Source organism: Vibrio sp. 1402, assembly GCF_033340275.1.
Genome location: NZ_JAWOWE010000009.1, coordinates 155,643 through 178,925, shown reverse-complemented (window position 1 = coordinate 178,925; position 23,283 = coordinate 155,643). Strand labels below are relative to the sequence as shown.

At 44.6% G+C, this 23,283-nt stretch carries 20 protein-coding genes; 7 read left to right on the top strand and 13 right to left on the bottom strand.

Annotated features, from left to right (window positions below; genetic code table 11):
- Positions 1–52 precede the first annotated feature (52 nt).
- The 3 genes from R7044_RS17290 (at position 53) to R7044_RS17280 (ending at position 3,280) form a co-directional block, all read left to right on the top strand.
- Positions 53–1,267, top strand: coding sequence for a pyridoxal phosphate-dependent aminotransferase (locus R7044_RS17290; RefSeq protein WP_053303263.1), 1,215 nt, complete (start codon positions 53–55; stop codon positions 1,265–1,267).
- A 90-nt stretch (positions 1,268–1,357) separates the two neighbouring features.
- A complete protein-coding gene (gene yfbR / locus R7044_RS17285) occupies positions 1,358–1,942 on the top strand; it encodes a 5'-deoxynucleotidase (protein ID WP_025766954.1) in 585 nt (194 codons plus the stop codon).
- Positions 1,943–1,957: 15 nt separating this feature from the next.
- Complete coding sequence (locus R7044_RS17280; protein ID WP_176310856.1) at positions 1,958–3,280, top strand: anti-phage deoxyguanosine triphosphatase; 1,323 nt, start codon at positions 1,958–1,960, stop codon at positions 3,278–3,280.
- A 6-nt stretch (positions 3,281–3,286) separates the two neighbouring features.
- Here the strand turns inward: R7044_RS17280 and R7044_RS17275 are convergent, their stop codons facing one another.
- Positions 3,287–3,901 (bottom strand): tRNA-uridine aminocarboxypropyltransferase, encoded by a 615-nt coding sequence (locus R7044_RS17275; protein ID WP_167415088.1) that lies wholly within the window; start codon positions 3,899–3,901, stop codon positions 3,287–3,289.
- Between the two features lie 3 nt (positions 3,902–3,904).
- Here R7044_RS17275 and rrtA point away from each other — a divergent pair, with 3 nt between their 5' ends.
- Positions 3,905–4,456, top strand: coding sequence for a rhombosortase (gene rrtA, locus R7044_RS17270; RefSeq protein WP_017634781.1), 552 nt, complete (start codon positions 3,905–3,907; stop codon positions 4,454–4,456).
- Between the two features lie 98 nt (positions 4,457–4,554).
- Here the strand turns inward: rrtA and R7044_RS17265 are convergent, their stop codons facing one another.
- The 7 genes from R7044_RS17265 to tig form a co-directional block, all read right to left on the bottom strand.
- A complete protein-coding gene (locus R7044_RS17265) occupies positions 4,555–4,839 on the bottom strand; it encodes a ComEA family DNA-binding protein (protein WP_031777211.1) in 285 nt (94 codons plus the stop codon).
- 255 nt (positions 4,840–5,094) lie between these two features.
- Entirely contained in the window at positions 5,095–6,954 is a 1,860-nt protein-coding gene (ppiD, locus tag R7044_RS17260; RefSeq protein ID WP_213905389.1) for a peptidylprolyl isomerase, read from the bottom strand.
- A gap of 201 nt (positions 6,955–7,155) precedes the next feature.
- Positions 7,156–7,428, bottom strand: a complete 273-nt coding sequence (locus tag R7044_RS17255; RefSeq protein WP_005382341.1) for an HU family DNA-binding protein — start codon at positions 7,426–7,428, stop codon at positions 7,156–7,158.
- 191 nt (positions 7,429–7,619) lie between these two features.
- Positions 7,620–9,971 carry an endopeptidase La gene (gene lon, locus R7044_RS17250; RefSeq protein WP_005382343.1) on the bottom strand — a complete coding sequence of 784 codons (2,352 nt, stop codon included), beginning with the start codon at positions 9,969–9,971 and terminating at the stop codon, positions 7,620–7,622.
- 130 nt (positions 9,972–10,101) lie between these two features.
- Complete coding sequence (clpX, locus tag R7044_RS17245) at positions 10,102–11,382, bottom strand: ATP-dependent protease ATP-binding subunit ClpX (RefSeq protein WP_005382345.1); 1,281 nt, start codon at positions 11,380–11,382, stop codon at positions 10,102–10,104.
- Positions 11,383–11,452: 70 nt separating this feature from the next.
- The gene (clpP, locus tag R7044_RS17240; RefSeq protein WP_005382347.1) at positions 11,453–12,079 is read right to left on the bottom strand and encodes an ATP-dependent Clp endopeptidase proteolytic subunit ClpP; all 627 of its coding nucleotides are present in this window, start codon (positions 12,077–12,079) and stop codon (positions 11,453–11,455) included.
- 105 nt (positions 12,080–12,184) lie between these two features.
- Positions 12,185–13,492, bottom strand: coding sequence for a trigger factor (tig, locus tag R7044_RS17235; protein ID WP_005382251.1), 1,308 nt, complete (start codon positions 13,490–13,492; stop codon positions 12,185–12,187).
- Between the two features lie 526 nt (positions 13,493–14,018).
- Here tig and R7044_RS17230 point away from each other — a divergent pair.
- From R7044_RS17230 to R7044_RS17220, 3 genes are all read left to right on the top strand, one after another.
- On the top strand, positions 14,019–15,824 hold the full coding sequence (locus R7044_RS17230) for a sensor histidine kinase (protein WP_017819921.1): 1,806 nt from the start codon (positions 14,019–14,021) through the stop codon (positions 15,822–15,824).
- A 4-nt stretch (positions 15,825–15,828) separates the two neighbouring features.
- Positions 15,829–17,166: a sigma-54-dependent transcriptional regulator gene (locus R7044_RS17225; RefSeq protein ID WP_017819922.1), complete on the top strand. Its 1,338-nt coding sequence runs from the start codon at positions 15,829–15,831 to the stop codon at positions 17,164–17,166.
- 78 nt (positions 17,167–17,244) lie between these two features.
- Positions 17,245–17,427, top strand: coding sequence for a hypothetical protein (locus tag R7044_RS17220; protein WP_021034161.1), 183 nt, complete (start codon positions 17,245–17,247; stop codon positions 17,425–17,427).
- A gap of 33 nt (positions 17,428–17,460) precedes the next feature.
- Here the strand turns inward: R7044_RS17220 and R7044_RS17215 are convergent, their stop codons facing one another.
- The 5 genes from R7044_RS17215 to R7044_RS17195 form a co-directional block, all read right to left on the bottom strand.
- Positions 17,461–18,822, bottom strand: a complete 1,362-nt coding sequence (locus tag R7044_RS17215; protein WP_005382255.1) for a TRAP transporter large permease — start codon at positions 18,820–18,822, stop codon at positions 17,461–17,463.
- Positions 18,823–18,825: 3 nt separating this feature from the next.
- Positions 18,826–19,500, bottom strand: a complete 675-nt coding sequence (locus tag R7044_RS17210; protein ID WP_005384308.1) for a TRAP transporter small permease — start codon at positions 19,498–19,500, stop codon at positions 18,826–18,828.
- A 70-nt stretch (positions 19,501–19,570) separates the two neighbouring features.
- The gene (locus tag R7044_RS17205; protein WP_017634784.1) at positions 19,571–20,569 is read right to left on the bottom strand and encodes a TRAP transporter substrate-binding protein; all 999 of its coding nucleotides are present in this window, start codon (positions 20,567–20,569) and stop codon (positions 19,571–19,573) included.
- Positions 20,570–20,781: 212 nt separating this feature from the next.
- Positions 20,782–22,251, bottom strand: a complete 1,470-nt coding sequence (locus R7044_RS17200; RefSeq protein WP_225455708.1) for a protein adenylyltransferase SelO — start codon at positions 22,249–22,251, stop codon at positions 20,782–20,784.
- 176 nt (positions 22,252–22,427) lie between these two features.
- A complete protein-coding gene (locus R7044_RS17195; RefSeq protein ID WP_033906890.1) occupies positions 22,428–23,240 on the bottom strand; it encodes a hypothetical protein in 813 nt (270 codons plus the stop codon).
- Positions 23,241–23,283: the final 43 nt, after the last annotated feature.

Here is a 23,283-nt window from a genome sequence, read left to right as displayed (position 1 = left end):
ACAAATTATTGTATTTTAATAAAGAAATTAACGAATTTTTAGGAATTAAACAATGCAAAATATCGGGATGTCGTCAAAACTCGACAATGTCTGCTACGACATTAGGGGTCCTGTACTCAAACATGCTAAGCGCATGGAGGAAGAAGGGCATAAAATCCTAAAGCTAAACATTGGTAACCCTGCCCCATTTGGTTTTGACGCCCCTGATGAGATTTTAGTCGACGTGATTCGTAATCTGCCGACTTCTCAAGGCTATTGTGATTCCAAAGGTATTTACTCTGCTCGTAAAGCTGTGGTCCAACACTATCAGCGTAAAGGTATACGCTCGCTAGATGTCGAAGATGTGTATGTAGGTAACGGCGTGTCTGAGTTGATCGTAATGGCCATGCAAGCGCTATTAAACAATGGCGACGAAATGCTGATCCCAGCACCAGACTATCCGTTATGGACAGCTTCAGTTGCACTATCTGGTGGTAAGCCGGTTCATTATCTATGTGATGAAGAGGCTGACTGGTACCCAGACCTTGAAGACATCAAAAAGAAAATCACACCAAAGACACGTGGCATTGTTCTGATCAACCCGAACAACCCGACAGGTGCGGTATACAGCCGTGACTTCCTACTTGAAGTGATTGAGATAGCACGCAAGCACAAACTGATCATTTTCGCAGATGAGATCTACGACAAAGTGTTGTACGACGGTGCAACACATACCTCAGTCGCCACACTCACTGAAGACGTGCTAGTCATGACATTCAATGGCCTTTCAAAAGCCTACCGTGTTTGTGGTTTCCGTGGTGGCTGGATGTTCCTAACGGGGCCTAAACATCTGGCTCAAGGGTACGTGAATGGCTTGGAGCTGCTTTCATCAATGCGTTTATGTGCAAACGTACCAATGCAACATGCCATTCAAACCGCGTTAGGTGGATACCAGAGTATCAATGAACTGATTTTACCTGGCGGACGCTTATTAGAGCAGCGCAACCGAGCGTATGAATTGATCAATCAGATTCCTGGTGTTTCTTGTGTCAAACCTAAGGGTGCGATGTACCTCTTCCCGAAAATCGACACTAAAATGTACAACATCAAGAACGATCAGCAGATGGTTTTAGATTTCTTAAAACAAGAGAAGGTCTTACTGGTGCAAGGTTCCGGTTTTAACTGGCCAAAACCAGACCACTTCCGCATCGTGACACTACCGCACGTTGAAGATCTAGAAATCGCCATTGGACGTTTTGAAAGATTCCTATCAACCTACAGCCAGTAATGAATCACTGGTAGTAATTAGTGCTGATCTCTCATATGCTTAGAGGAACTCCTAGTGAGTTCCTTTTTTACACCAGAAACGGAGAAAGCCATGAAAGAAAGCCATTTTTTCGCCCACCTGGCTCGAATGAAGCTGATCCAACGCTGGCCTTTAATGCGGTCCGTCTCACCAGAAAACGTTTCAGAGCATAGCTTACAAGTTGCTTTTGTCGCTCATGCCCTTGCCCTCATTAAAAACAAAAAGTTCGGCGGCAACCTTAATCCAGAACGCATCGCGATTCTTGCCATGTACCATGACTCCAGTGAAGTATTAACGGGTGATCTTCCGACTCCAGTGAAGTATTACAACCCTGAAATTGCCAAAGAATATAAGAAGATAGAATCGGCAGCGGAGCAAAAATTACTCTCAATGTTACCGGAAGAGTTCCAAGATGACTTTGCCCCCTATCTTCTTTCTCACTCTGCTCACGAAGAGGACGCAAAAATCGTTAAGCAAGCCGATTCCATCTGTGCCTATTTAAAATGTCTCGAAGAACTAAGCGCCGGCAACCATGAGTTCGCTCTGGCAAAAAAACGCTTAGACGTCACTTTGCAAGAACGCAGAACGCCTGAAATGGATTACTTTCTCAATACCTTTGCCCCAAGTTTCGAATTATCGTTAGATGAAATCAGTTAGCTTACGGAGATAATCGTGTCGTTTGAATTACACCCGCAATGGCAAGAGCGCCATGATGATGAGCATAAAATCCGTCGAGACGACCATCGGAGCCCGTACCAACGAGACCGAGCGCGCATTCTTCACTCGGCTGCATTTCGACGCCTACAAGCAAAAACCCAAGTACACGGCAATAGCTTGGAAGACTTTCACCGCAGCCGGTTAACACACTCCTTAGAAGCGTCGCAACTCGGGACTGGTATCGTCGCCCAACTAAAGAAAAAACAACCAGAGTTCCGTGATCTATTGCCGTCAGACAGCTTAATTGATTCATTATGTTTGGCGCACGACATCGGGCATCCTCCATACGGTCACGGGGGAGAAGTCGCTCTAAACTACGTAATGCGCGAACATGGCGGCTTCGAGGGGAACGCCCAAACCTTTCGTATCGTCACTAAGTTAGAGCCTTATACCGAGCATTTCGGAATGAATTTATCACGCCGCACACTGCTTGGTTTGATTAAGTACCCTGCCCTCATTAGTCAAACACGCTCCGTCAAATTGCCTCAACCAGCCGAGCATCAACGTAAACTAAAAGCAAAAGATTGGAGCCCAGCTAAAGGCATTTATGATTGTGATAAAGACTTATTTGATTGGGTAATTGCACCGCTTTCTGACAACGACAAGGCATTGCTTAGTCTGATGCGTTCAACGCCAGAATCGGAGTTTGAGCACAGTAAAACGCGTTTTAAATCAATCGATTGCTCAATCATGGAGCTAGCAGATGATATCGCCTACGGTGTTCATGATTTAGAAGATGCAATCGTACTTGGTATGGTGACACGTCAGCAATGGCAAGAAGGCGCAGCAAGTCAATTAGCGGACTGTGGCGACCCGTGGTTTGAAGCTCATATCGATTCCATCGGACAGATGCTATTTAGCGGTAAGCACCATGAGCGGAAAGATGCCATCGGTGGTATGGTTAACGCGCTACTGACCAGCATTTCAATCAAAGCGGTGGATGAGCCGTTTAATAACCCTTTACTGTCTTGGAATGCGTGTTTAGAACCACAGATGGCACGTGCACTTGACGTACTCAAGCACTTTGTCAGCACCTTCGTTATCCAAGTCCCGCAGGTCCAGATCGTTGAGTATAAGGGTCAGCAAATTATTATGGATATTTTTGAAGCGTTAACAGCAGACCCAGAGCGCTTACTACCCGTTCATACAAAAGAGCTGTGGTGTCAGGCGAAGAGCGAAAGCAATAAAATGAGGGTCATCGCCGATTATATTTCTGCAATGACCGATGGTCACGCGCAAAAGCTACACCGCCAACTTTTCTCTTCCATCGTTCTTTAGTAACACTCAACCTTTCAAGTAATTCTTTTCAAAAACGCCCGGAGGCATCTGGGCGATTTGGAATTCGATCATATTTTCAAAGGCATGCATAAGCGGTGTAAAGTCGCGCTCGGGTTCAAGCAAGCGAAGCGAATGATAACCAGCCTCGACTGTCGATAAGCTATTCTCAGAGGGCGCCTTACGAATGGTGTAGTGCCCTTGTAGTTGCTTAGGCAACTGCACGGTTGGGAGTGGATGTAAGTTGCTTGAGAGTTGCCACATTTTGTACGCTTTTTTCCACGTACCATCGAGCAAAATCAAACGTATTTTCTTAGATACACTATGACTCGCTTGAGTGATTTCAGAAATGCATCGTGACTCTTCTGATGGGTAAAGAACAAAATGTTGATATGACTCATCCGCTAATAAGTGATTTAAGACATCATCACAAGAAAAGTCCTCTCCTATCAAACAAATACAGTTATCTAAACTCAAATTGAGAATCCGTGCCGTACCAAGCGGACGATATTCTTCACTCGTGTGCTGAAGAATGATAAGTTCTACCTCGCTTGCCAGCGGTACAATCCATTGGCAAATACACGCTTTTTGCGATTTTCCACAACGAGAACAATAACGAGACATAGAGTGAACCTTTATACCTTGCTGAGTATTATCAGCGTGATCTGTTTGATACTTCAATTTGAACCAATGGCAAACCTAACCGAGTGGCACAGCTACAATATACGCCATGGTGAATGGTGGCGAATCGTAACAGGAAATCTCACACATACCAACTTTGCGCACTTAGGAATGAACCTCGCCGGATTGTGGATCATTACTTTTATTTTTCGCCCAAGCACTCGTAACTTCCTTATCGTTTTTTCAATCTTATGTGCATGTGTTGGTGCGCTGAACTTGTTTACCAACATGTCGGTATACGTGGGTTTATCCGGCGTATTACACGGATTGTTTGGATTTTGGGCGCTCAGAGAAGTCTTTGAAAGCAGAAGAAGCAGTGTGTTGTTAGTCGGAGGGCTAATCGCCAAAGTAGCATGGGAGCAGGTCTATGGCCCATCCAGCAGTACTGCTGAGCTTATCGGTGCAAACGTTGCTATTGATGCTCATATGTTTGGCGCACTCGGTGGGTTAGTGATGGCTTTAATGGAAAAAGGCCTTCGCCGTCGTTTATTCGGATAAAAAATCCCGAACCACGAAAGAGGGACTGGTTCGGGAAAGCAGTAATAGGGAAACAGATATTATTCTGAATTCAGACTCAATATCTGCAATACATCAAGCTACAGTAAAATGCGGTCTTCGTTTTTCTTAACTGTCGCTTCACCAATACCTTTTACGCTCTTCAAATCTGCCGCCGTTTTAAAAGGGCCATGTTCCTCGCGGTAGTCCACTATACTCTGCGCTTTCTTCTCACCTATACCTTTCAACATGGTCGCAATTTCTTCAGCAGTGGCCGTGTTGATATTTACAGTAATTTCAATTCCTTCATATTTGTCAGTGGCTGAATCCGCAGCCATGCTAAAAGGTGCAAAAACAAATAAGCACAATGTCAAAATCCATTTCATATTGAACATACAATCTCCAAAATAGTAGGCTAAAAACAGTCATCGAGAGCGAGTCACTATCAAGTTTGCAATGGAAAGCAATATGGTTATGCATTTAACAAACTGAGATGACCCGGAATTCACAACGGCCGCTATCACTTAAACGCGCACTAATTTAAGTAATGCCTATTGATGATTGAAGTTCATAAAGACAAAAATAAAACGGACCGCTTATGCGGTCCGTTTTATTCAACATACAAATTACACTAATTGTGCTTAGTTGCTCACAACAAAGTACTCAATGTCAGTATTTGCACGCAGTACGGCTAGTACAGATGATAAGTCTTGCTGAGAAGATGCACGCTGCATTTGCATCGCAACTTGATCTTCTAACTCACTATCTAGCTCTGCGTTTACAGCATCAAGCTCGATGATAATGATGTTACCTTCAAGATCTTTAGACTGACCGTATACTGGTTTACCATCGACTGGTTTTGCCATCGCGAATACCGTTGTTGCCAACGGAGAACGACGATCTACTGTCTCTTGTTCACCAAAGGCAAGATTATTTTCAGCAAGCACGTTCGTCTTACCTTCTTTCAATGCCGCAACGACTTGTGTTCCAAGCTCCATCGCTTCTTGCTCACCTTTAACACGAGATAGCTCTGCAACAACCTGATCTTTCACTTCTTCTAGTGGAAGAACTGTCTCGTCACGCACATCTTCAACACGAACAACGATAATATGCTCAGGCGCAACTTCGATAGCTTCAGAGTTTAGGCCATCTTCTTTAACTTCAGGACTTAGGATAGCTTGCATTACAGCAGGGCTACGAAGCACTTCAGGTGCATCAACCTGAGAAATAAAGTCCGTTGTCTTCACTTCTTGGTTAACCGCTTGAGAAGCATCATACAATGAGTCTGGGTATTCAAACGCTACGCGCTCAAGCTCATTTTGCAACTCGTAGAATTGATCGATAGCTTGTTGGTCAACCATCTCTTGTTTGATTTCAGCAGCGACTTCTTCAAATGGCTTCGCCACAGAATCTTTTAGCTCTTCAAGCTTGATAATGTGATAGCCAAAGTCCGACTTTACTAGACCCGACGTATCGCCAGGATTCTTCAGTGCGAATGCCGCTTCTTCAAAAGCAGGGTCCATCACATCACGCTCGATCCAACCTAAGTCACCACCGTTTTCAGCGCTGCCAAAATCGTCAGATTTCTCTTGAGCAAGCGTCGCAAAATCTGCACCCGCGTTTAGCTCATCTAGGATAGCTTGCGCTTTTGCTTCATCGTCCCCTTCTACAAGAATGTGAGCGACACGGCGTTGCTCTTCTGAAGAGTATTTGTTTAAGTGCTCGTCGTAGTACTTTTTCACCTCAGCATCAGAAACATTAACTTGTTCCTTTAGCGCTTCAGCTGACAGTTCGATGTAAGAGACTTTAACCTGCTCTGGGCGTGTAAAGTTGTCTGGGTTTGCTTTGTAGTACTCTTGAATTTCTTCGTCGGTCAATTCAATATTTTTCGCGAACTCCGCTAAGTCGATCTGAATCGTGCGAATATCACGAGTTTGAGTGAACAGCTTGCCTTCTGCTTGTACTTCGCCCGGCAGAATAAATTCACTGTTTTGTAGCGCATTCAGCAGTTGCTCACGAACCAATTCACGACGCATGTACTCAGCAAAAGAGTCTGGCGAAAAGCCTGCACGACGCAAAGAAGCTTGATAGATCTCTTGATCAAACTGACCATTAGATTGGAACTGAGGCATGTCTAGAATCATGCTACGCACTTGAGTGTCGCTGATTCGCAGACCCAAAGCTTCAGCTTGTTGGTCAAGCAACACGTCATTGATCATTCGATCTAAAACGGATTTGCGGAAAGATTCAACATATGCAGGGTCAGCCAGCATTTGAGAGAAGTAGTCACCCAACTGAGCTTGCATACGGTTACGCTCATTTTGGTATGCCATCTCGAACTCACCACGAGGAATCTCAGTGTTACCGACTTTCGCTGCAGAGTTGTTGCTACCACCAACGATGTAGCTACCTACACCTGCAAATACGAAAGACAGGATGATAAGTCCAAGGATAATTTTGACCGCGATGCTATTCACGCCTTCGCGTAGTCGATCCATCATAATTTAACTGCTCTCCACAATTGAAGCCTACTGCTTCTATCTAATAGAAATAATGGCGCAATAATATCAGAAAAAGAAATGCGCATCAGTATGATGCGCATAATTTAAGAAAGTTCGGCTCGAAGTTTGTAAATTTTTGTTCGAAACTTATTGTTTGAGCAAAAGTTAAGCAAATGGCCGGTTACAGAAATAACGCCGTGATTAGTTACAAGCGTCTTTCAGTGCTTTACCAGCTTTGAAAGCTGGTACTTTTGCTTCTGCGATTTGGATTTCTTCACCAGTTTTTGGGTTACGACCAGTACGTGCAGCACGAGTACGAACGCTGAATGTACCAAAGCCAACTAGAGCGACTTGATCACCAGATTGAAGAGTTCCGCTTACTGCTTCGATGAATGCATCTAGAGCACGACCCGCTGACGCTTTAGAAATATCTGCATTTTCTGCGATTTGTTCTACTAACTGAGTTTTATTCACTGTAATTTCCCCTTTGTGTCATCTGTGATTATTTTTGTGATGACTTTCGTTCCATTGTTAAGAAAATATGCTCCACCCCTTATTCATCAAGGGCTAGCAGCTATCGAAACTAACTTAGCGCCCAAAAAAAACGCTGACAAGCCTTTTTGGGCTTATCAGCGTAAACTTTTACTTATTTTTGCTACACATCACTATTTTTGAGACTCAAACTCAACGCCCGTCGGGTCTCGCTCTAGTGCGACTTTCAGTACTTCATCAATCCACTGTACAGGGATAACTTCCAGATCCGCGATAACATTATCAGGAATCTCTTCCAAATCACGCTCGTTATCTTTTGGAATTAGCACTGTCTTAATGCCACCACGGTGTGCCGCAAGTAACTTCTCTTTTAGGCCGCCGATAGGTAGAACCTCACCACGCAGTGTGATTTCACCCGTCATCGCTACTTCTGCTTTCACAGGGTTGCCTGTTAGAGAAGAAACCAATGCTGTACACATTGCTGTACCCGCACTTGGGCCATCTTTTGGTGTCGCGCCTTCCGGGACGTGTACGTGAATATCTTTCTTCTCGTAGAAGTCAGTATTGATACCTAGCTTTTCTGCACGAGAGCGAACCACTGTCATTGCTGCTTGGATAGACTCTTGCATCACATCACCAAGAGAACCCGTTTGTGTCAGCTTACCTTTACCTGGCATTGATTGAGTTTCAATCGTTAATAGATCGCCACCCACTTCGGTCCAAGCTAGGCCAGTTACTTGACCAATTCGGTTACTTTCATCCGCTTTACCGTAATCGAAACGTTGAACACCTAAGTACTCTTTTAGGTTGTCCATCGTTACCGTTACTGACTTGATGTCCTTATCCAGCAAGATGTTCTTCACCGCTTTACGGCAGATCTTAGAAATCTCACGCTCTAAGTTACGGACACCCGCTTCACGCGTGTAGTAACGAATGATGCCAATAATCGCAGAATCTTCAATGACGATCTCATCCGCTTTCAAGCCATTACGCTTCACTTGTTTATCAACAAGGTGACGTTTTGCAATGTTCAGCTTCTCGTCTTCGGTGTAACCAGATAAACGAATAACTTCCATACGGTCTAACAATGGACCCGGGATGTTCATCGAGTTCGATGTCGCAACAAACATAACGTCAGAGAGATCGTAATCCACTTCTAGGTAGTGATCGTTGAACGAGTTATTCTGTTCAGGATCAAGTACTTCTAGTAGAGCCGATGCCGGATCACCACGCATATCGGAAGACATTTTGTCGATTTCGTCCAATAAGAACAGCGGGTTCTTCACACCAACCTTCGACATCTTCTGGATCAATTTGCCTGGTAATGAGCCGATATAAGTACGACGGTGACCACGAATTTCCGCTTCATCACGCACACCACCCAACGCCATACGAACATACTTACGGCCTGTAGCTGAAGCAATTGAACGACCAAGAGACGTTTTACCTACACCAGGAGGACCAACAAGACAAAGGATAGGACCTTTTAGCTTGTTGATACGGTTTTGAACAGCCAGGTATTCAAGGATACGTTCTTTGACGCGTTCTAGACCGTAGTGATCTTCATTAAGAACCTCTTCTGCTTTCGCTAAGTTTTTCTTAACTTTTGAGCGCTTAGCCCAAGGAACGCTGACCATCCAATCGATGTAGCTACGAACCACTGTTGCTTCAGCAGACATTGGAGACATCATCTTAAGCTTTTGCAGCTCTTGCTCTGTCTTTTCACGTGCCTCTTGAGGCATTTTTGATTCGTCAATCTTCTTCTGTAGCGTTTCGAACTCGTCTGGTGCGTCTTCCATCTCACCAAGTTCTTTCTGAATCGCTTTCATTTGCTCATTCAGATAATACTCACGCTGAGATTTTTCCATTTGCTTTTTAACGCGACCACGAATTCGTTTTTCAACTTGCAGCAAGTCGATCTCTGATTCCATCTGGCCCATCAGGAATTCCAGACGCTCAGTGACGTCAACAATTTCAAGCACTTGCTGCTTATCCACCAACTTTAACGGCATATGAGCCGCAATGGTATCCGCTAAGCGTGCGGCTTCGTCGATACCATTAAGTGACGTTAGCACTTCTGGTGGAATCTTCTTGTTTAGCTTAATGAACCCTTCAAACTGATTAATCGCGCTGCGCACAATCACTTCTTGCTCACGCTCATCCAATTCTGGCGTAACAACAAATTCAGCTTCCGCTAGGAAGAAGTCACTCTCTTTAAAGTGATTGATTTTTGCTCGCTGCTGGCCTTCGACCAATACTTTTACTGTGCCATCCGGAAGCTTCAAGAGCTGGAGAATGGTGGCTACCGTACCTACGTCAAATAGGTCGTCAACCGTAGGCTCGTCAGTATCCGCTTGCTTTTGTGCCACAAGAAGAACTTGTTTGTTGGTTTCCATCGCCGTTTCTAGACAGCTAATCGATTTCTCACGACCAACAAACAATGGAATAACCATGTGTGGGTAGACCACTACGTCACGTAGAGGTAGTACCGGGATCTCGATACGCTCGGAACGTTCCAAGTTCATATAATTCTCTCTTCCGCTTTCACGTTTAACGTATTACTTAAGGCAGTATATGGGGGCTAATTGTTTGGATTCAATAAGAGAAATAAAAAAAGGAGGTAATTACTTACCTCCTTTTTCATTATGGCTGAATTTACTCTGCTCCAGCTGCCTGATTGTCTGCGTTACTGTAAATAAGCAGTGGCTCTGACTCGCCATTAATGACGGACTCATCAATCACGACTTTACTAACGTCTGTTGCAGATGGTAATTCGTACATGGTTTCAAGTAGCACGCCTTCAAGAATCGAGCGTAAGCCACGAGCACCTGTTTTACGCTCCATTGCTTTTTTCGCGATAGCGCGCAGCGCATCTTCACGGAATTCAAGTTCGGCGTTTTCTAGCTCAAACAATGCTGCATATTGCTTGGTCAGTGCGTTCTTCGGTTCACATAGGATCTGAATCAACGCTTCTTCGTCAAGCTCAGTCAGTGTTGTTGTTACAGGTAGACGACCAATGAATTCTGGAATGAGGCCGTACTTCACTAAGTCTTCAGGTTCAACTTGAGTAAATAGCTCACCTACCGTCTTCGATTCATTCTTCGAACGAACTTCAGCACCAAAGCCAATACCTGTACCTGTTGCAACACGCTGCTCAATCACCTTGTCTAAGCCAGCAAAAGCACCACCACAAATGAACAGGATCTTAGATGTGTCCACTTGTAGGAATTCTTGCTGAGGATGCTTACGACCACCTTGAGGTGGAACCGATGCAACCGTACCTTCGATAAGTTTTAGTAGCGCCTGCTGAACACCTTCACCAGATACGTCACGCGTAATAGATGGGTTTTCAGCTTTGCGTGAAATCTTATCAATTTCATCAATGTAAACGATGCCGCGTTCCGCTTTAGCTACATCGTAATCACATTTTTGCAGAAGCTTTTGGATGATGTTTTCAACGTCTTCACCTACGTAACCGGCTTCGGTTAGTGTCGTCGCGTCTGCCATTGTAAATGGCACATCCAAGAATCGAGCTAATGTCTCCGCAAGTAGTGTTTTACCACTACCTGTAGGACCAATTAGAAGGATGTTACTCTTACCAAGCTCCACACCTTCGCTCGTTGTATCACCATTGCGTAAACGCTTGTAGTGGTTATATACCGCAACTGCGAGCACTTTTTTCGCGTAATCTTGCCCGATCACATAGTCATCAAGGTGTTCACGGATCTGTTTTGGCGTTGGTAACGCTTCAGATTCTTTCTTAGGGAGAACATCCTTGATTTCTTCGCGAATAATATCGTTACATAAGTCGACACACTCGTCGCAAATGTACACTGACGGACCTGCGATTAGCTTGCGAACTTCGTGCTGACTTTTGCCGCAGAAAGAACAGTACAGCAATTTACCGCTGCCACTTTCTTTGCTTTTATCTGTCATTCGCTAACCTCTTAGCCTTTACTCTTCATGAATGAGTGTATATCAATTTTTGCCAAAATGCGCTGGCTAATTACTCGCCACGGTGGCTTAACACTGCATCCACGATACCGTATTCCACAGCCTGCTCTGATGACATGAAGTTATCACGATCAGTATCGCGCTCAATGACTTCAAGAGGTTGGCCTGTATGTTCTGCTAACAACTTGTTTAGCTTCTGTTTAATCGTCAGGATTTCCTGAGCATGGATTTGGATATCAGAAGCTTGACCCTGGAAACCACCCAATGGTTGGTGGATCATTACACGAGAGTTAGGCAGTACGTAACGCTTACCTGGCGCACCACCTGCAAGCAGGAAGGCACCCATTGAACATGCTTGACCCATACACACAGTGCTGACATTTGGCTTAATGAACTGCATGGTATCGTAAATAGACATACCAGCTGTTACGCTGCCGCCTGGCGAGTTGATGTATAGGAAAATATCTTTATCTGGATTTTCAGATTCTAGGAAAAGTAGCTGAGCCACGACAAGGTTTGCCATGTGGTCTTCCACTTGACCCGTTAAAAAAATCACGCGCTCTTTCAGCAGACGTGAGTAGATGTCGTAAGAGCGTTCGCCTCGGGAAGTTTGTTCAACCACCATTGGTACTAGCGCGTCCATAATTGGCGACATTGCATTTTTTTCTTGGTAGCTCATATTCTTATGTCCCTAAAATAAATGGCCCGGATGATGACTATCATACGGACCATTGTTAGCAGAATAGTTAACGTTAAGTCAACCTTCTACGCAAGATATTGCTTATTAAGCAGCAGGTTGTTGTTGGTTAAGTAGCTCGTTGAAGCCTACTTCTTTCTCAGAAACCTGTGCTTTAGCGATGATCGCGTCGATTGCTTGCTCTTCTAGAGCTACGTTGCGCATGTTGTTCATCATTTCTTCGTTTTGCTCGTAGTAAGCAATAACTTCTGATGGATCTTCGTATGCAGTAGCCATTTCTTCGATTAGAGCTTTAACTTTCTCGTCGTCCGCTTTTAGCTCTTCAGATTTGATTACTTCACCTAGTAGAAGACCAACAACTACGCGACGTTTAGCTTGTTCTTCGAACAGTTCACGTGGAAGCTGAGCAGCAGCTTCTGGGTTACCACCGAAGCGTTGTGCAGCTTGTTGACGTAGAACTTGGATTTCTTGCTCGATAAGCGCTGATGGTACGTTGATGTCGTTTTGCTCAACTAGACCGTCAATCGCTTGCTCTTTGATGCGGTTCTTAACAGCTTGCTTAAGTTCGCGTTCCATGTTCTTACGAACTTCAGCTTTAAGTGCTTCAACACCACCTTCAACAACACCGAACTTAGCAACGAACTCGTCGTTTAGTTCTGGAAGTTCACGAGCTTCAACTTTGTTCACTTTGATTGCGAACTTAGCTGCTTTACCTTTTAGGTTTTCAGCGTGGTAATCTTCTGGGAAAGTCACGTCGATGTCGAATTCCATACCAGCAGTTTTACCTGCGATACCGTCTTCGAAACCAGGGATCATGCGACCAGCACCCATTTCTAGAGGGAAGTTCTCAGCTTTACCGCCTTCGAACTCTTCACCGTCGATAGAACCAACGAAGTCGATGCTTACGCGTTTGCCATCTTCTGCTGCTTCTTCAACTTCAACCCAAGTTGCTTGTTGCTTACGTAGAGTATCGATCATCTCTTCTACGTCTGCATCTTTAACTTCTGTTAGTGGTTTTTCAACAGTGATGCTCTCTAGGCCTTTAAGCTCAACTTCTGGGTAAACTTCAAAAGTTGCAGTGAAAACTAGGTCTGAACCTTCTTTGTTCTCTACAGGAGCGAAAGTTGGAGCGCCAGCTGGGTTGATTTTCTCTTTAACGATAGCTTCGATGAAGTGGCGTTGCATTACTTCACCAAGAACGTCTTGACGTACTGCTTTGCCGTACATCTTAGCAACCATTTTTAGAGGCACTTTACCCTTACGGAAACCATCGAAACGACGGTTTTTAGCGATGTTGCGTAGTTCAGCTGTTACAGCGTCTTCGATGTTTGCAGCTGGAACAGTAATGTTTAGACGGCGCTCTAGGCCCTCTAGCGTTTCAACAGTAACTTGCATTATATATAAACCTCTAAAGTGGCTCGGTTTTCCGAGCGTATGAGCGAAACTCAGAGGAGCTTACGCTTCATCCTTGTGTAGTGTTCTGTCCGAACACCTAATTTAAAATCGAGTATCGATACTGGTTGTCAGTACCGGACTAATCAGTGATATCTTCGATAAAATAACCAAAGGTATCTCCTATTAGCCTCAGGACAGAATTTTTAGACGCGACATTCTAGCGATCTGTCGCAACCCTGTCGAGCCAATAGCCACTATGTGGACATTGTCTGCGCTAAATTCTCGAATGCTGACCCATTTTTTCTTCAAAAATGCGATTCAGACACCGTCTAAGCATCGCCAGCATATCTAGAATGGGGACAATAGCGACTTTTTCAAGAGAATCGACCGGTTTTTTTATCGAAAAGCCTAAAAAGAGATCTTGCTCTTGTTTTACTCCACAGAGTTGAAAACTAAATCCCTAATCCTTCCTACAAACTATTAACATTTTCTTACGTGACCAAAGGAAGTTGTAAGGAGTGTAAGGATGTCGCAAAAAAAACGGATTCTGCTGACATTTTTTGCTTTCTATTTCCTGTGCGCAATTATCGGTGGCCATTGGGTTTGGCAGACCAGTTATCAATCTCTACTTGATAAACACCAATCACAGCTTGAGCAATTTTCTGGCCATATAAAAAATAAACTCGATAAGTACGCCCATATCCCAAATCTTCTCGCTAAAGATGATCCTCTTTATCAAGCGCTTCTGCACCCCAACAACAGTGCGCAACTGGAAATCACTAATCGGTATTTAGAATCCGTTAATGGCGTGATTGAAGCAGCGGATACGTACTTAATCGATCAATGGGGTACAACGATCGCGGCCAGCAACTGGCGTAAACAGCGCTCCTTTATCGGGCGAAATTTTGCATTTCGCCCTTATTTCAAACAAGCCATTGTAGGCAAAAGAAGCCAATACTACGCACTGGGCTCAACATCTGGTAAACGTGGCTACTACTATTCTTATCCCATCATATACGCTGGCGGTGTACTTGGTGTCGTCGTGGTGAAGATGGACCTAAGTAAGATAGAGGACAACTGGCAGCAACCAAACAGTGTTTTTGTCGCCAGCGACCCATACGGAATTGTTTTCATGAGTAGCCGAAGTGAATGGCTGCTCAAAAGCTTACAACCACTGACAAAAAAAGAGAAAAAGCAAGTTTGGGCAAGCCAACAATATCTTGATGCGCCAATTGAAACGCTTGGATTAGTGGGTAGTTTGGACGAGGTGCATTCTGAGCTTAAACAGGGTTACCCATACAATAAAGGAACCTTGGTGGTCTCTTCGCTGCCCCTTCCCGAACTCAAACTGACAATTCGTGTGCTGTCTCCTAAACAGTCGATCGTTTGGTTCACCATGGGTTACATCTTTGTACTCACTCTAGCATTCATGGTTTTGTTTTTAATTGGTCAGCTTATCTATCACCGTCAACAGCGTCACTTGCAACTTGAACGAATTCAACAAGAAGCAAATCAAAAGTTGGAATATCAAGTCATGGCACGGACTGCCGAGTTGCAAGCGGAGATCGCACAGCGTATCGATACCGAGCAAACTTTACGCGTTACTCAAGATGAATTGGTGCAAGCAGCGAAACTCGCGGTGTTAGGACAAATGTCGGCCAGTATCAGCCATGAACTGAATAATCCACTTGCAGCAATTCGTAGCTTTGCGGAGAACGGCAAGCTGTTTCTAAAAAAAGAAAAATATGAGCGAGTGGAAGATAATCTCACTCGCATTTCTGCTCTCACTGACCGTATGGCAAATATCAGTCAGCAACTTCGCTCTTTCGCCAAAAAAACCAGTGGTGACGAGTTGGCTCAATCTCGATTGTTCCCTGTGATAGCCTCTGTAAAAGAACTGATGAAGCCCGCATTTAAATCAGGGCGCGTCACGTTAGAAACAAATTTGCCAGAGCATGATGTTGAAGTGCAGATCAATATTATTCAACTGGAGCAAGTGTTGGTCAATTTACTGACTAATGCGATAGAAGCACTCAAAGAACAACAAGACAAACAGGTAGAATTATCTGTAGAACACGATGAGCACACTGATTTAGTTTGGATTCATGTTGATGATAATGGCCCAGGACTTGGCTCTTTCTCACTTTCTGATTTATGTGAGCCGTTTCTAACCACTAAACTGAACGGTTTAGGTTTGGGTCTCTCTATCTCGCAACAAATCTTAGCCAGTATGAATGGAAAATTATGTGCCCATAATCGAGAACAAGGCGGCGCTCGATTCTCATTGTGTTTACCTATCACTTCTTACAACACTGAACCATCAAAAGGATAAGATCATGTGTCAGGTGTTTTTTATTGATGATGAGGCCGATCTCAGACTCGCTATAGAACAGACCTTTGAACTTGCGGATATCGACGCCAAGTTTTTTGTGGATGCAGAATCGGCTTTAATAGCGATGCAGCAAGGAGAAGAAGCTGGCGTCGTGGTCACTGATATCTGTTTACCGGGCATTTCTGGTATGGATATGCTAACAACTTTGACTCAACGCGATGCAAACTTACCCGTCATCATGATCACTGGACACGGTGATATTTCCATGGCAGTGCAAGCCCTTCATCAAGGCGCTTACGACTTTATTGAGAAACCTTTTGCGCCAGAGCATTTGGTTGAAACGGTTAAGCGGGCGATTGAGAAGCGCAAACTAACCAATGAAAATGAAAAACTGCGCCTGTCACTTAAAGCCAGTAAAACCCTTGGTCCACGAGTTATTGGTGAAACCTCTAGCATCCAAATATTACGAGAGACCATCACCCAAATCGCCGATACCGACGCCGATATTTTATTGTTTGGTGAAACCGGTACAGGGAAAGAGTTAATCGCTCGTTCTTTACATGAGCAAAGCTCTCGCCGGAACCAAAACTTTGTCGCCGTAAATTGTGGAGCGGTTCCAGAGAACTTAATTGAGAGTGAACTCTACGGCCATGAAAAAGGCGCATTCACTGGCGCCGAAAGCCGTCGTATCGGTAAATTTGAGTTTGCACAAGGCGGCACACTTTTCTTGGATGAGATCGAGTCGATGCCTATCCAAGCCCAAATTCGTTTATTGAGGGTATTACAAGAGCGCGTGATTGAGCGTGTCGGTTCAAATGAATTATTGCCTTTAGATATTCGAGTGATTGCCGCAACAAAGGTCGATTTAAAACACGCAGCTGAAGAAGGTACTTTCCGTCAGGATCTCTATTATCGGCTCAATGTCGTGACCTTGGATCTCCCGCCACTACGCGAACGAAAAGAAGACATTCCAGCCCTCTTTCACCACTTTCTGTTGGTAGCAGCTTCACGTTATGGCAAAAGCTCACCTAGCTTGTCACCCCAAGATCTAGCGCAACTGATGAGCCATGACTGGCCTGGCAATGTTCGAGAACTCAGAAATGCTGCAGAGCGTTTTGTGCTATTGGGTAAGTTAATTCAGTTGGGAGAATCAAACCCAGTCGCTAAGTCTTCCTCAAGCCTTGCAGAGCAAGTGGCGGAGTTTGAGAGAGCAGCCATTGAAGGCGCTTTATTAGAAAACAACGGTAGTATTAAACAGACAATGTGCCAATTGAATGTGCCAAGAAAAACCCTTTACGACAAGATGCAGCGCTACCAAATAAATAAAGACCTTTACAAATAAAACACGTTCAAATAGCTGGCATTATATTCAACTTGAATCATAATTTTTAACAACGGGTTTATCATGGTTGTTATAGATATGAACGAAAAAGTGAGAATACCGATTGTTACAGATACCGTGCTCGTAGACGGTTGCTATCAAGAAGAGAGAAGATTCGGTGAAGAGCGTCGTAAAAATAAAAAGAGGTGGCGACACTATGAACGTCGAATTAATTCAGACCCGCGCAAAACTTGTTACAAGTCAATAGACGAAGAGGTGTGAATTCTCACACCTCTTTCTACTTTCTGGCTTCCATTACTTGGTAATGATCTCCGGCCCCATCAAGGTAGTAGGCAACCAAGTCGAAACCCATGGTACATATGTGACGATAATTAGGAACAAGAACATCACTCCAACCCAGGGTAATGCTGCCTTCACTACGTTCATCATCGACATTTTGGCAACACCAGCGGTCACAAATAAGTTAAGACCCACGGGCGGCGTTATCATTCCTATCTCCATATTCACCACCATCATTATGCCCAAATGAATTGGGTCTATACCTAATGCAATCGCAATTGGGAACACGAGCGGCGCAACAATGATCAACAAGCCTGATGGCTCCATGAACTGACCACCAATCAGCAACAAGACGTTCACCACAATCAAAAAAGTGATTGGTCCGAGACCAGCCGAGAGCATCGACTCGGTGATCATTTGCGGGATGCGTTCTTCCGTTAAAACATGCTTCAAAATTAAGGCATTAGCAATGATGAACAGCAGCATGATGGTGAGTTTGCCCGCTTCATACAGGGTGTGTTTCGTGTCTTTATGAACAAAGGTTTGGAAGATTTTAACGAGCGCAGGTTTAGTGTTTTTCTTGTCTGCAAATGGCCCCATGTCTTTGTATACAAAGTTAGCAATAAAGAATGAGTACACAGCAGCAACCGCAGCGGCTTCTGTCGGCGTAAAGATACCGCCATAGATACCACCAAGAATGATGACGACCAACAACAAGCCCCAGCTTGCATCCTTGGCGGCATCAAAAGTTTCTTTCCAACCGACAAAAGGTTGCTTTGGAAGGTTCTTGATTCTCGCGGCAATGTAAATCGCGATCATCAACATGACACCCGCCAGCAAACCGGGAATCACACCACCAAGGAACATACGTCCAACTGACACATCCGTTGCGGCTGCATACACCACCATCACAATCGAAGGTGGGATCAAAATCCCTAGCGTACCTGCGTTACAAATTACCCCAGAGGCAAACTCTTTTGAGTAACCGTTTTTGATCATACCTGCGATAACAATACTACCTATGGCAACAACCGTTGCAGGTGAGGAACCTGACAACGCGGCAAACATCATACACGCTACAACCGAAGCCATCGCCAAACCGCCGCGGAACCAGCCTACAATGGCAATGGCGAAACGAATGATCCGCTTTGCTACGCCACCCGTCGACATAAAGCTTGAAGCCAATATAAAGAATGGAATAGCCAATAGCGTGTAGTGGCCCGCGAATGCATTAAACAGCGTTTGAGCAACTGACGCTAAAGAGGCATCCGAATGCATTAAAAGGAAAAGAACACTGGAAAGGCCCAGCGAAATAGCAATTGGCACGCCAACCAGCATAAAGCCAATTACCATCAAAAATAGAAATAAGATATCCATGGCTTATTGCTCCTTGTTTTTAGCGTCTTGCGAGGCCTTTGGAGCCATTACGTCTTCAGCGTCACTCATCTCAGCTTTAAGAGATTCGAGCTCTTCCTCCGCTTCATGTCCTGCAATCAAGCGATCGAGCTTACCAGTAGCGATTTGCCACGTGACTTGAACAAATCTAAACGTTAGTAGCGCCATTCCAAGTGGCAAAGCGAAGTAAGGAATAAAACGTGGCAGCTTTTCATAACGCTCTCCCTCATTTAACCAGTCGGCCATGAACTGGAGTATTTCAGGCATCGGAATATCGTCCGTTTCATACCACGCTCGGTCGGTAGCGAACGGATACCAGTAGTTCCAAGCGCCAATTAACAGCAAAATAGAGAAGGCTAAGCAACACATTGCTGCAAAAAGCGCCAGGGCTTTTCGTTTACCTTCCGGAACGATGTTAATAATGACATCGACACCAATATGAAAGTGTTTTTTCACACCATAAGATGCGCCAACCAACACCATCCATGCGAACATGAAAACGGTGAGCTCAAGCGCCCAAAGAATATTGTCGTTAAAGACATAACGAAAGATGACATTGGCAAAGGTCAGCAAGGTCATGGCACCCAAGAAGAAAGCAATCAAAGTCTCTTCAATGGCATCGGTGATTCGTCCAGCCTTGGCAAAAAAAGTCTGTTCCATAATTACATCACGTCGTCTGTAGGGGGAAAGAGCCCCCTCAGTTTGAGAGGGCTAAATGTGCTAGCTGTTATTATTTTTGGTTAGACGCCAAAGCGGCTTCGATTAGGTCAGAACCAATGTCTTTTTCGAACTTCTTCCATACTGGTTGAAGTGCAGTGACCCACTCTTGGCGCTGTTCTGGCGTTAGAGTACGAACCACACCACCGGCTTCGATGATATTGTTCTTATTCGCAAGGTTTACTTTGGTTGACTCAGCATTACGCTGCGCAGTTACCTCTTGAATAATGGTATTTAACTGCTCGCGCTGATCATCTGGTAGGTTTTTCCAGAAGTCGTTTGACGTCACAACTAAGTAATCCAGAATTCCGTGGTTCGTTTCCGTAATGCCATCTTGAACTTCGAAGAATTTTTTGCCGTAAATGTTTGACCAAGTATTTTCTTGACCATCAATAACCTTAGTTTGCAAGCCGCCGTAAACTTCTTTGAACGACATTTTTTGTGGGTTAGCACCTAGCTGCTCAAACTGAGCAACGAGTACATCAGAGGCTTGAACACGGAACTTAAGTCCTTCAGCATCAGTTGGAGAAATGAGCGGCTTGTTGGCTGACATTTGCTTCATGCCGTTATGCCAAAACGCAATGCCTTGTAGGCCACGACGTTTCATTGAATTTTTCAGCTTTTCACCCGCTTCCGAGTTTTGGAAACGGTCAACCGCGTCGACATCATCGAACAAGAAAGGAAGATCGAAAAGGCGGTACTTCTTGGTGAATTTCTCAAACTTAGAAAGAGAAGGAGCAGCGAGTTGAACATCACCATTCAGTAGCGCTTCCAACACTTTGTCATCATCATAAAGTGTTGAGTTAGGAAACACCTGCATACAGACTTTACCGTTCATCTCTTCGTTGACGCGCTTTTCAAGTAACGAAGCCGCGATGCCTTTAGGGTGTTTGTCCGCATTCGTTACATGGCTAAACTTGATGACCGTTTCACCTGGGTCACAATTTGCGGCAGCATTAAAACTGGTAACAGCAAGTGCAGAGACAGATAGTAGAGTTAGAGGCTTAAACATTATTATTCTCCTTGTTGAATCACATCCCATCCCGTCCATGAGTAACTAGGTGTTAGGCGATGGGTACGGATGTTCAACAAAGAGCAATTAATGGACCATGTTAAAATTTATATGTATTTCAATAAATTAAAAAAGACCATTAACATGAATCCGAAGTGTAACGAGTGAATTCCACCCAAGAAAAAGATATAAATGGGTGGGAAATGACCCATTTATGAAGAACAGCTTATCTCCATTTTCTTCCCCCATTCCGGCGGCAATTTCGCATAATCATCAAACTCGGGTTGCTCATCAAATGGGCGTTTTAACAGTTCGGCCAATCGGTGTAATTCGCTAAAGTCCCCTTCTTCCGCTTTATCAATCGCCAACTGAGCCAAGTAGTTACGCAAGATGTATTTGGGATTGGCTTGACGCATCTGTTTGCAACGCTGTTCGGTTGAAATCTGGCCCCCTAGTTTATCAACCTCTAGCTCACACCGAGCTAAGTACAGATCAAGCCAAGCTCGCGCAGCTTCTCGGTCGAGAAATAAATCGATTACGGCTTGGGAAGGCGCATTATCAAGGTTTGAAAGTGTTCTGAAGAAGCGAGTGTAGTCCGTTTTGTTCTGGTGAAGAAGCTCAAACATAGCTTCAAACAAACGCCCGTCTTCCGCTATCTTAGTTTTTAAGCCCAACTTCTCACGCATGAGGCGGCTGAACTGCTGGCTTAAATGAACTTCAAATTGACTCAACGACGATTCTAAATCTTCTCGTTCAACGAGTGGCGATAGCGCATGCGCCAATGCTGACAAGTTCCAAAGCGCAATTCTAGGCTGTTGATCAAATGCGTAACGACCCTGGTAGTCTGAATGATTACAAATGTATCCCGGCTCATAATCATCAAGAAAGCCAAACGGACCATAATCAAAAGTTTGCCCAAGAATTGACATGTTATCGGTATTCATCACACCATGCGCAAAACCAAAAGCTTGCCAATATGCGATCATCTCGGCTGTTTTAGTCACGATGGCGTCAAACATCGCGGCATATGGTTTCTCCGCCGATGCACAATCAGCAAAGTGCCACTCAATCACCTTATCCGCCAACAGCTTCTGCTCTGCTAACTGGTTGGTGTAAAAGAAATGCTCAAAGTGACCAAATCGAACATGGGTTTCAGCCATTCGAAGTAACAAAGCGCCCGATTCCGTTTTTTCTCGATAAACAGGTGTATCACTGACCATCATACCGAGAGCACGTGTCGTCGGAACCCCAAGGCCCGCCATGGCTTCACTGCACAGGTACTCACGGATAGTTGAGCGTAATACCGCTCGCCCATCTCCCATTCGCGAGTAAGGCGTTAGCCCTGCACCTTTGAGGTGAAGATCAAACCAAGTACCATTCTGATGCTCAATTTCTGCCAACAGTAATCCACGTCCATCGCCCAAATCTGGGTTGTAAACGCCAAACTGATGGCCTGCATATTTCATCGCAAGAGGACGAAATTGTTCGAATTCACTTAGCCCAGAAAAAACCGCCAATAACTCATCGTTTTGCTCTGCTGGTAAACCAAACTGCTGTGCAAACTCACCATTCCAAGCGACCCAGCGAGTGTTGTCCAAGGGTTGTGGCTCGACCAACGTATAGAACGCTGACGGTAATTGACTAAAGCGATGGGTGAAATTGACCCGTTGCCAAATGGACATGTAGGGTTCCTTAACAAAAAGAAGTACTGTTGTGAGTATACGTGTGAATGTCCCTGTCATTCAGCCATGAAATGGGCATGGGTATTTTGCGTGAATAACGTGAAGGCGGCAGGAAGGTATCAACCTGCCGCAGACCGTCTCCTAAACGGAGGTAGCATGTAAAAACGATCAAAGGGTTAAGCGGAAAATTCTTCACCCGTTTTTGGTGGCTGTGATGGCGTATCAAAACGAGCGCGTTCGATATCCACTACCGTTTTATAGCTCAACGATAACAATGCCAGCTGGTACGCGCCAAAAATACCATAGGCCACACCGACGAGGCTCAACATAAAGAGATTCGTAAAGTGGCTAAAGATCAGCTGACTGAGCAAGCCCGCCCCCAATGGAATTAGTCCCATCAAAATGAATACTTGTTTGTTGTATGGTCTGCTCTGATTCCACGAACGACGCAAACTGCGCGGCTGATGATCCATTGCAGTCGCTGGCAACACAAATGACCATCGCGCCATTACCCAATAGCCGGGAATGCTTGCAATCGTTGTGATAATAGCCATAGCAACAAAGTCGGCTTCACCACTTTCTGCAATGTAGATAAACGACAACACAAAGATCGGGATACCAATAACGAGCATCATCATCAGTCCAAACAGTATCCACCAGCCTATGAAACGGAATTCTCGCGCTGACAAACGAAATACATCCAACGCAGAGTGCATGTAATCGCCGGCTAAATAAATTCGATGCACACGCACAGCCGCCATAGCGGCAACAAGTGGGTACAAAATAATTGTGACGAAATAAAATCCTGCGACATTGCCTTCTTGAACGTTCGCTTGATCTTGCCCCGTCATTTCAGGATACATAAAAGCAAAAATTGAGTGCACGATAATCAACGGAATACAAGCAATAACAATTGCGAGTAGATTCCTTCTCACCATCACTGCCGCTTCTCGGCATATTTCCGAAACAGAAAAGCCCTCGGTAGACATATAACATCCTTAGTTCATAAAAATCGGCCCCTAGGGTAACCGC

Coding starts and splice junctions, on each gene's coding strand:
- R7044_RS17200 (WP_225455708.1), bottom strand. CDS start 22,251: ATGTCCATTTGGCAACGGGTCAATTTCACCCATCGCTTTAGTCAATTA.
- R7044_RS17275 (WP_167415088.1), bottom strand. CDS start 3,901: ATGTCTCGTTATTGTTCTCGTTGTGGAAAATCGCAAAAAGCGTGTATT.
- R7044_RS17195 (WP_033906890.1), bottom strand. CDS start 23,240: ATGTCTACCGAGGGCTTTTCTGTTTCGGAAATATGCCGAGAAGCGGCA.
- tig (WP_005382251.1), bottom strand. CDS start 13,492: ATGCAAGTTACTGTTGAAACGCTAGAGGGCCTAGAGCGCCGTCTAAAC.
- R7044_RS17205 (WP_017634784.1), bottom strand. CDS start 20,569: ATGTTTAAGCCTCTAACTCTACTATCTGTCTCTGCACTTGCTGTTACC.
- clpP (WP_005382347.1), bottom strand. CDS start 12,079: ATGAGCTACCAAGAAAAAAATGCAATGTCGCCAATTATGGACGCGCTA.
- ppiD (WP_213905389.1), bottom strand. CDS start 6,954: ATGATGGATCGACTACGCGAAGGCGTGAATAGCATCGCGGTCAAAATT.
- yfbR (WP_025766954.1), top strand. CDS start 1,358: ATGAAAGAAAGCCATTTTTTCGCCCACCTGGCTCGAATGAAGCTGATC.
- R7044_RS17265 (WP_031777211.1), bottom strand. CDS start 4,839: ATGAAATGGATTTTGACATTGTGCTTATTTGTTTTTGCACCTTTTAGC.
- clpX (WP_005382345.1), bottom strand. CDS start 11,382: ATGACAGATAAAAGCAAAGAAAGTGGCAGCGGTAAATTGCTGTACTGT.
- R7044_RS17215 (WP_005382255.1), bottom strand. CDS start 18,822: ATGGATATCTTATTTCTATTTTTGATGGTAATTGGCTTTATGCTGGTT.
- R7044_RS17290 (WP_053303263.1), top strand. CDS start 53: ATGCAAAATATCGGGATGTCGTCAAAACTCGACAATGTCTGCTACGAC.
- R7044_RS17210 (WP_005384308.1), bottom strand. CDS start 19,500: ATGGAACAGACTTTTTTTGCCAAGGCTGGACGAATCACCGATGCCATT.
- R7044_RS17230 (WP_017819921.1), top strand. CDS start 14,019: ATGTCGCAAAAAAAACGGATTCTGCTGACATTTTTTGCTTTCTATTTC.
- R7044_RS17225 (WP_017819922.1), top strand. CDS start 15,829: ATGTGTCAGGTGTTTTTTATTGATGATGAGGCCGATCTCAGACTCGCT.
- R7044_RS17220 (WP_021034161.1), top strand. CDS start 17,245: ATGAACGAAAAAGTGAGAATACCGATTGTTACAGATACCGTGCTCGTA.
- lon (WP_005382343.1), bottom strand. CDS start 9,971: ATGAACTTGGAACGTTCCGAGCGTATCGAGATCCCGGTACTACCTCTA.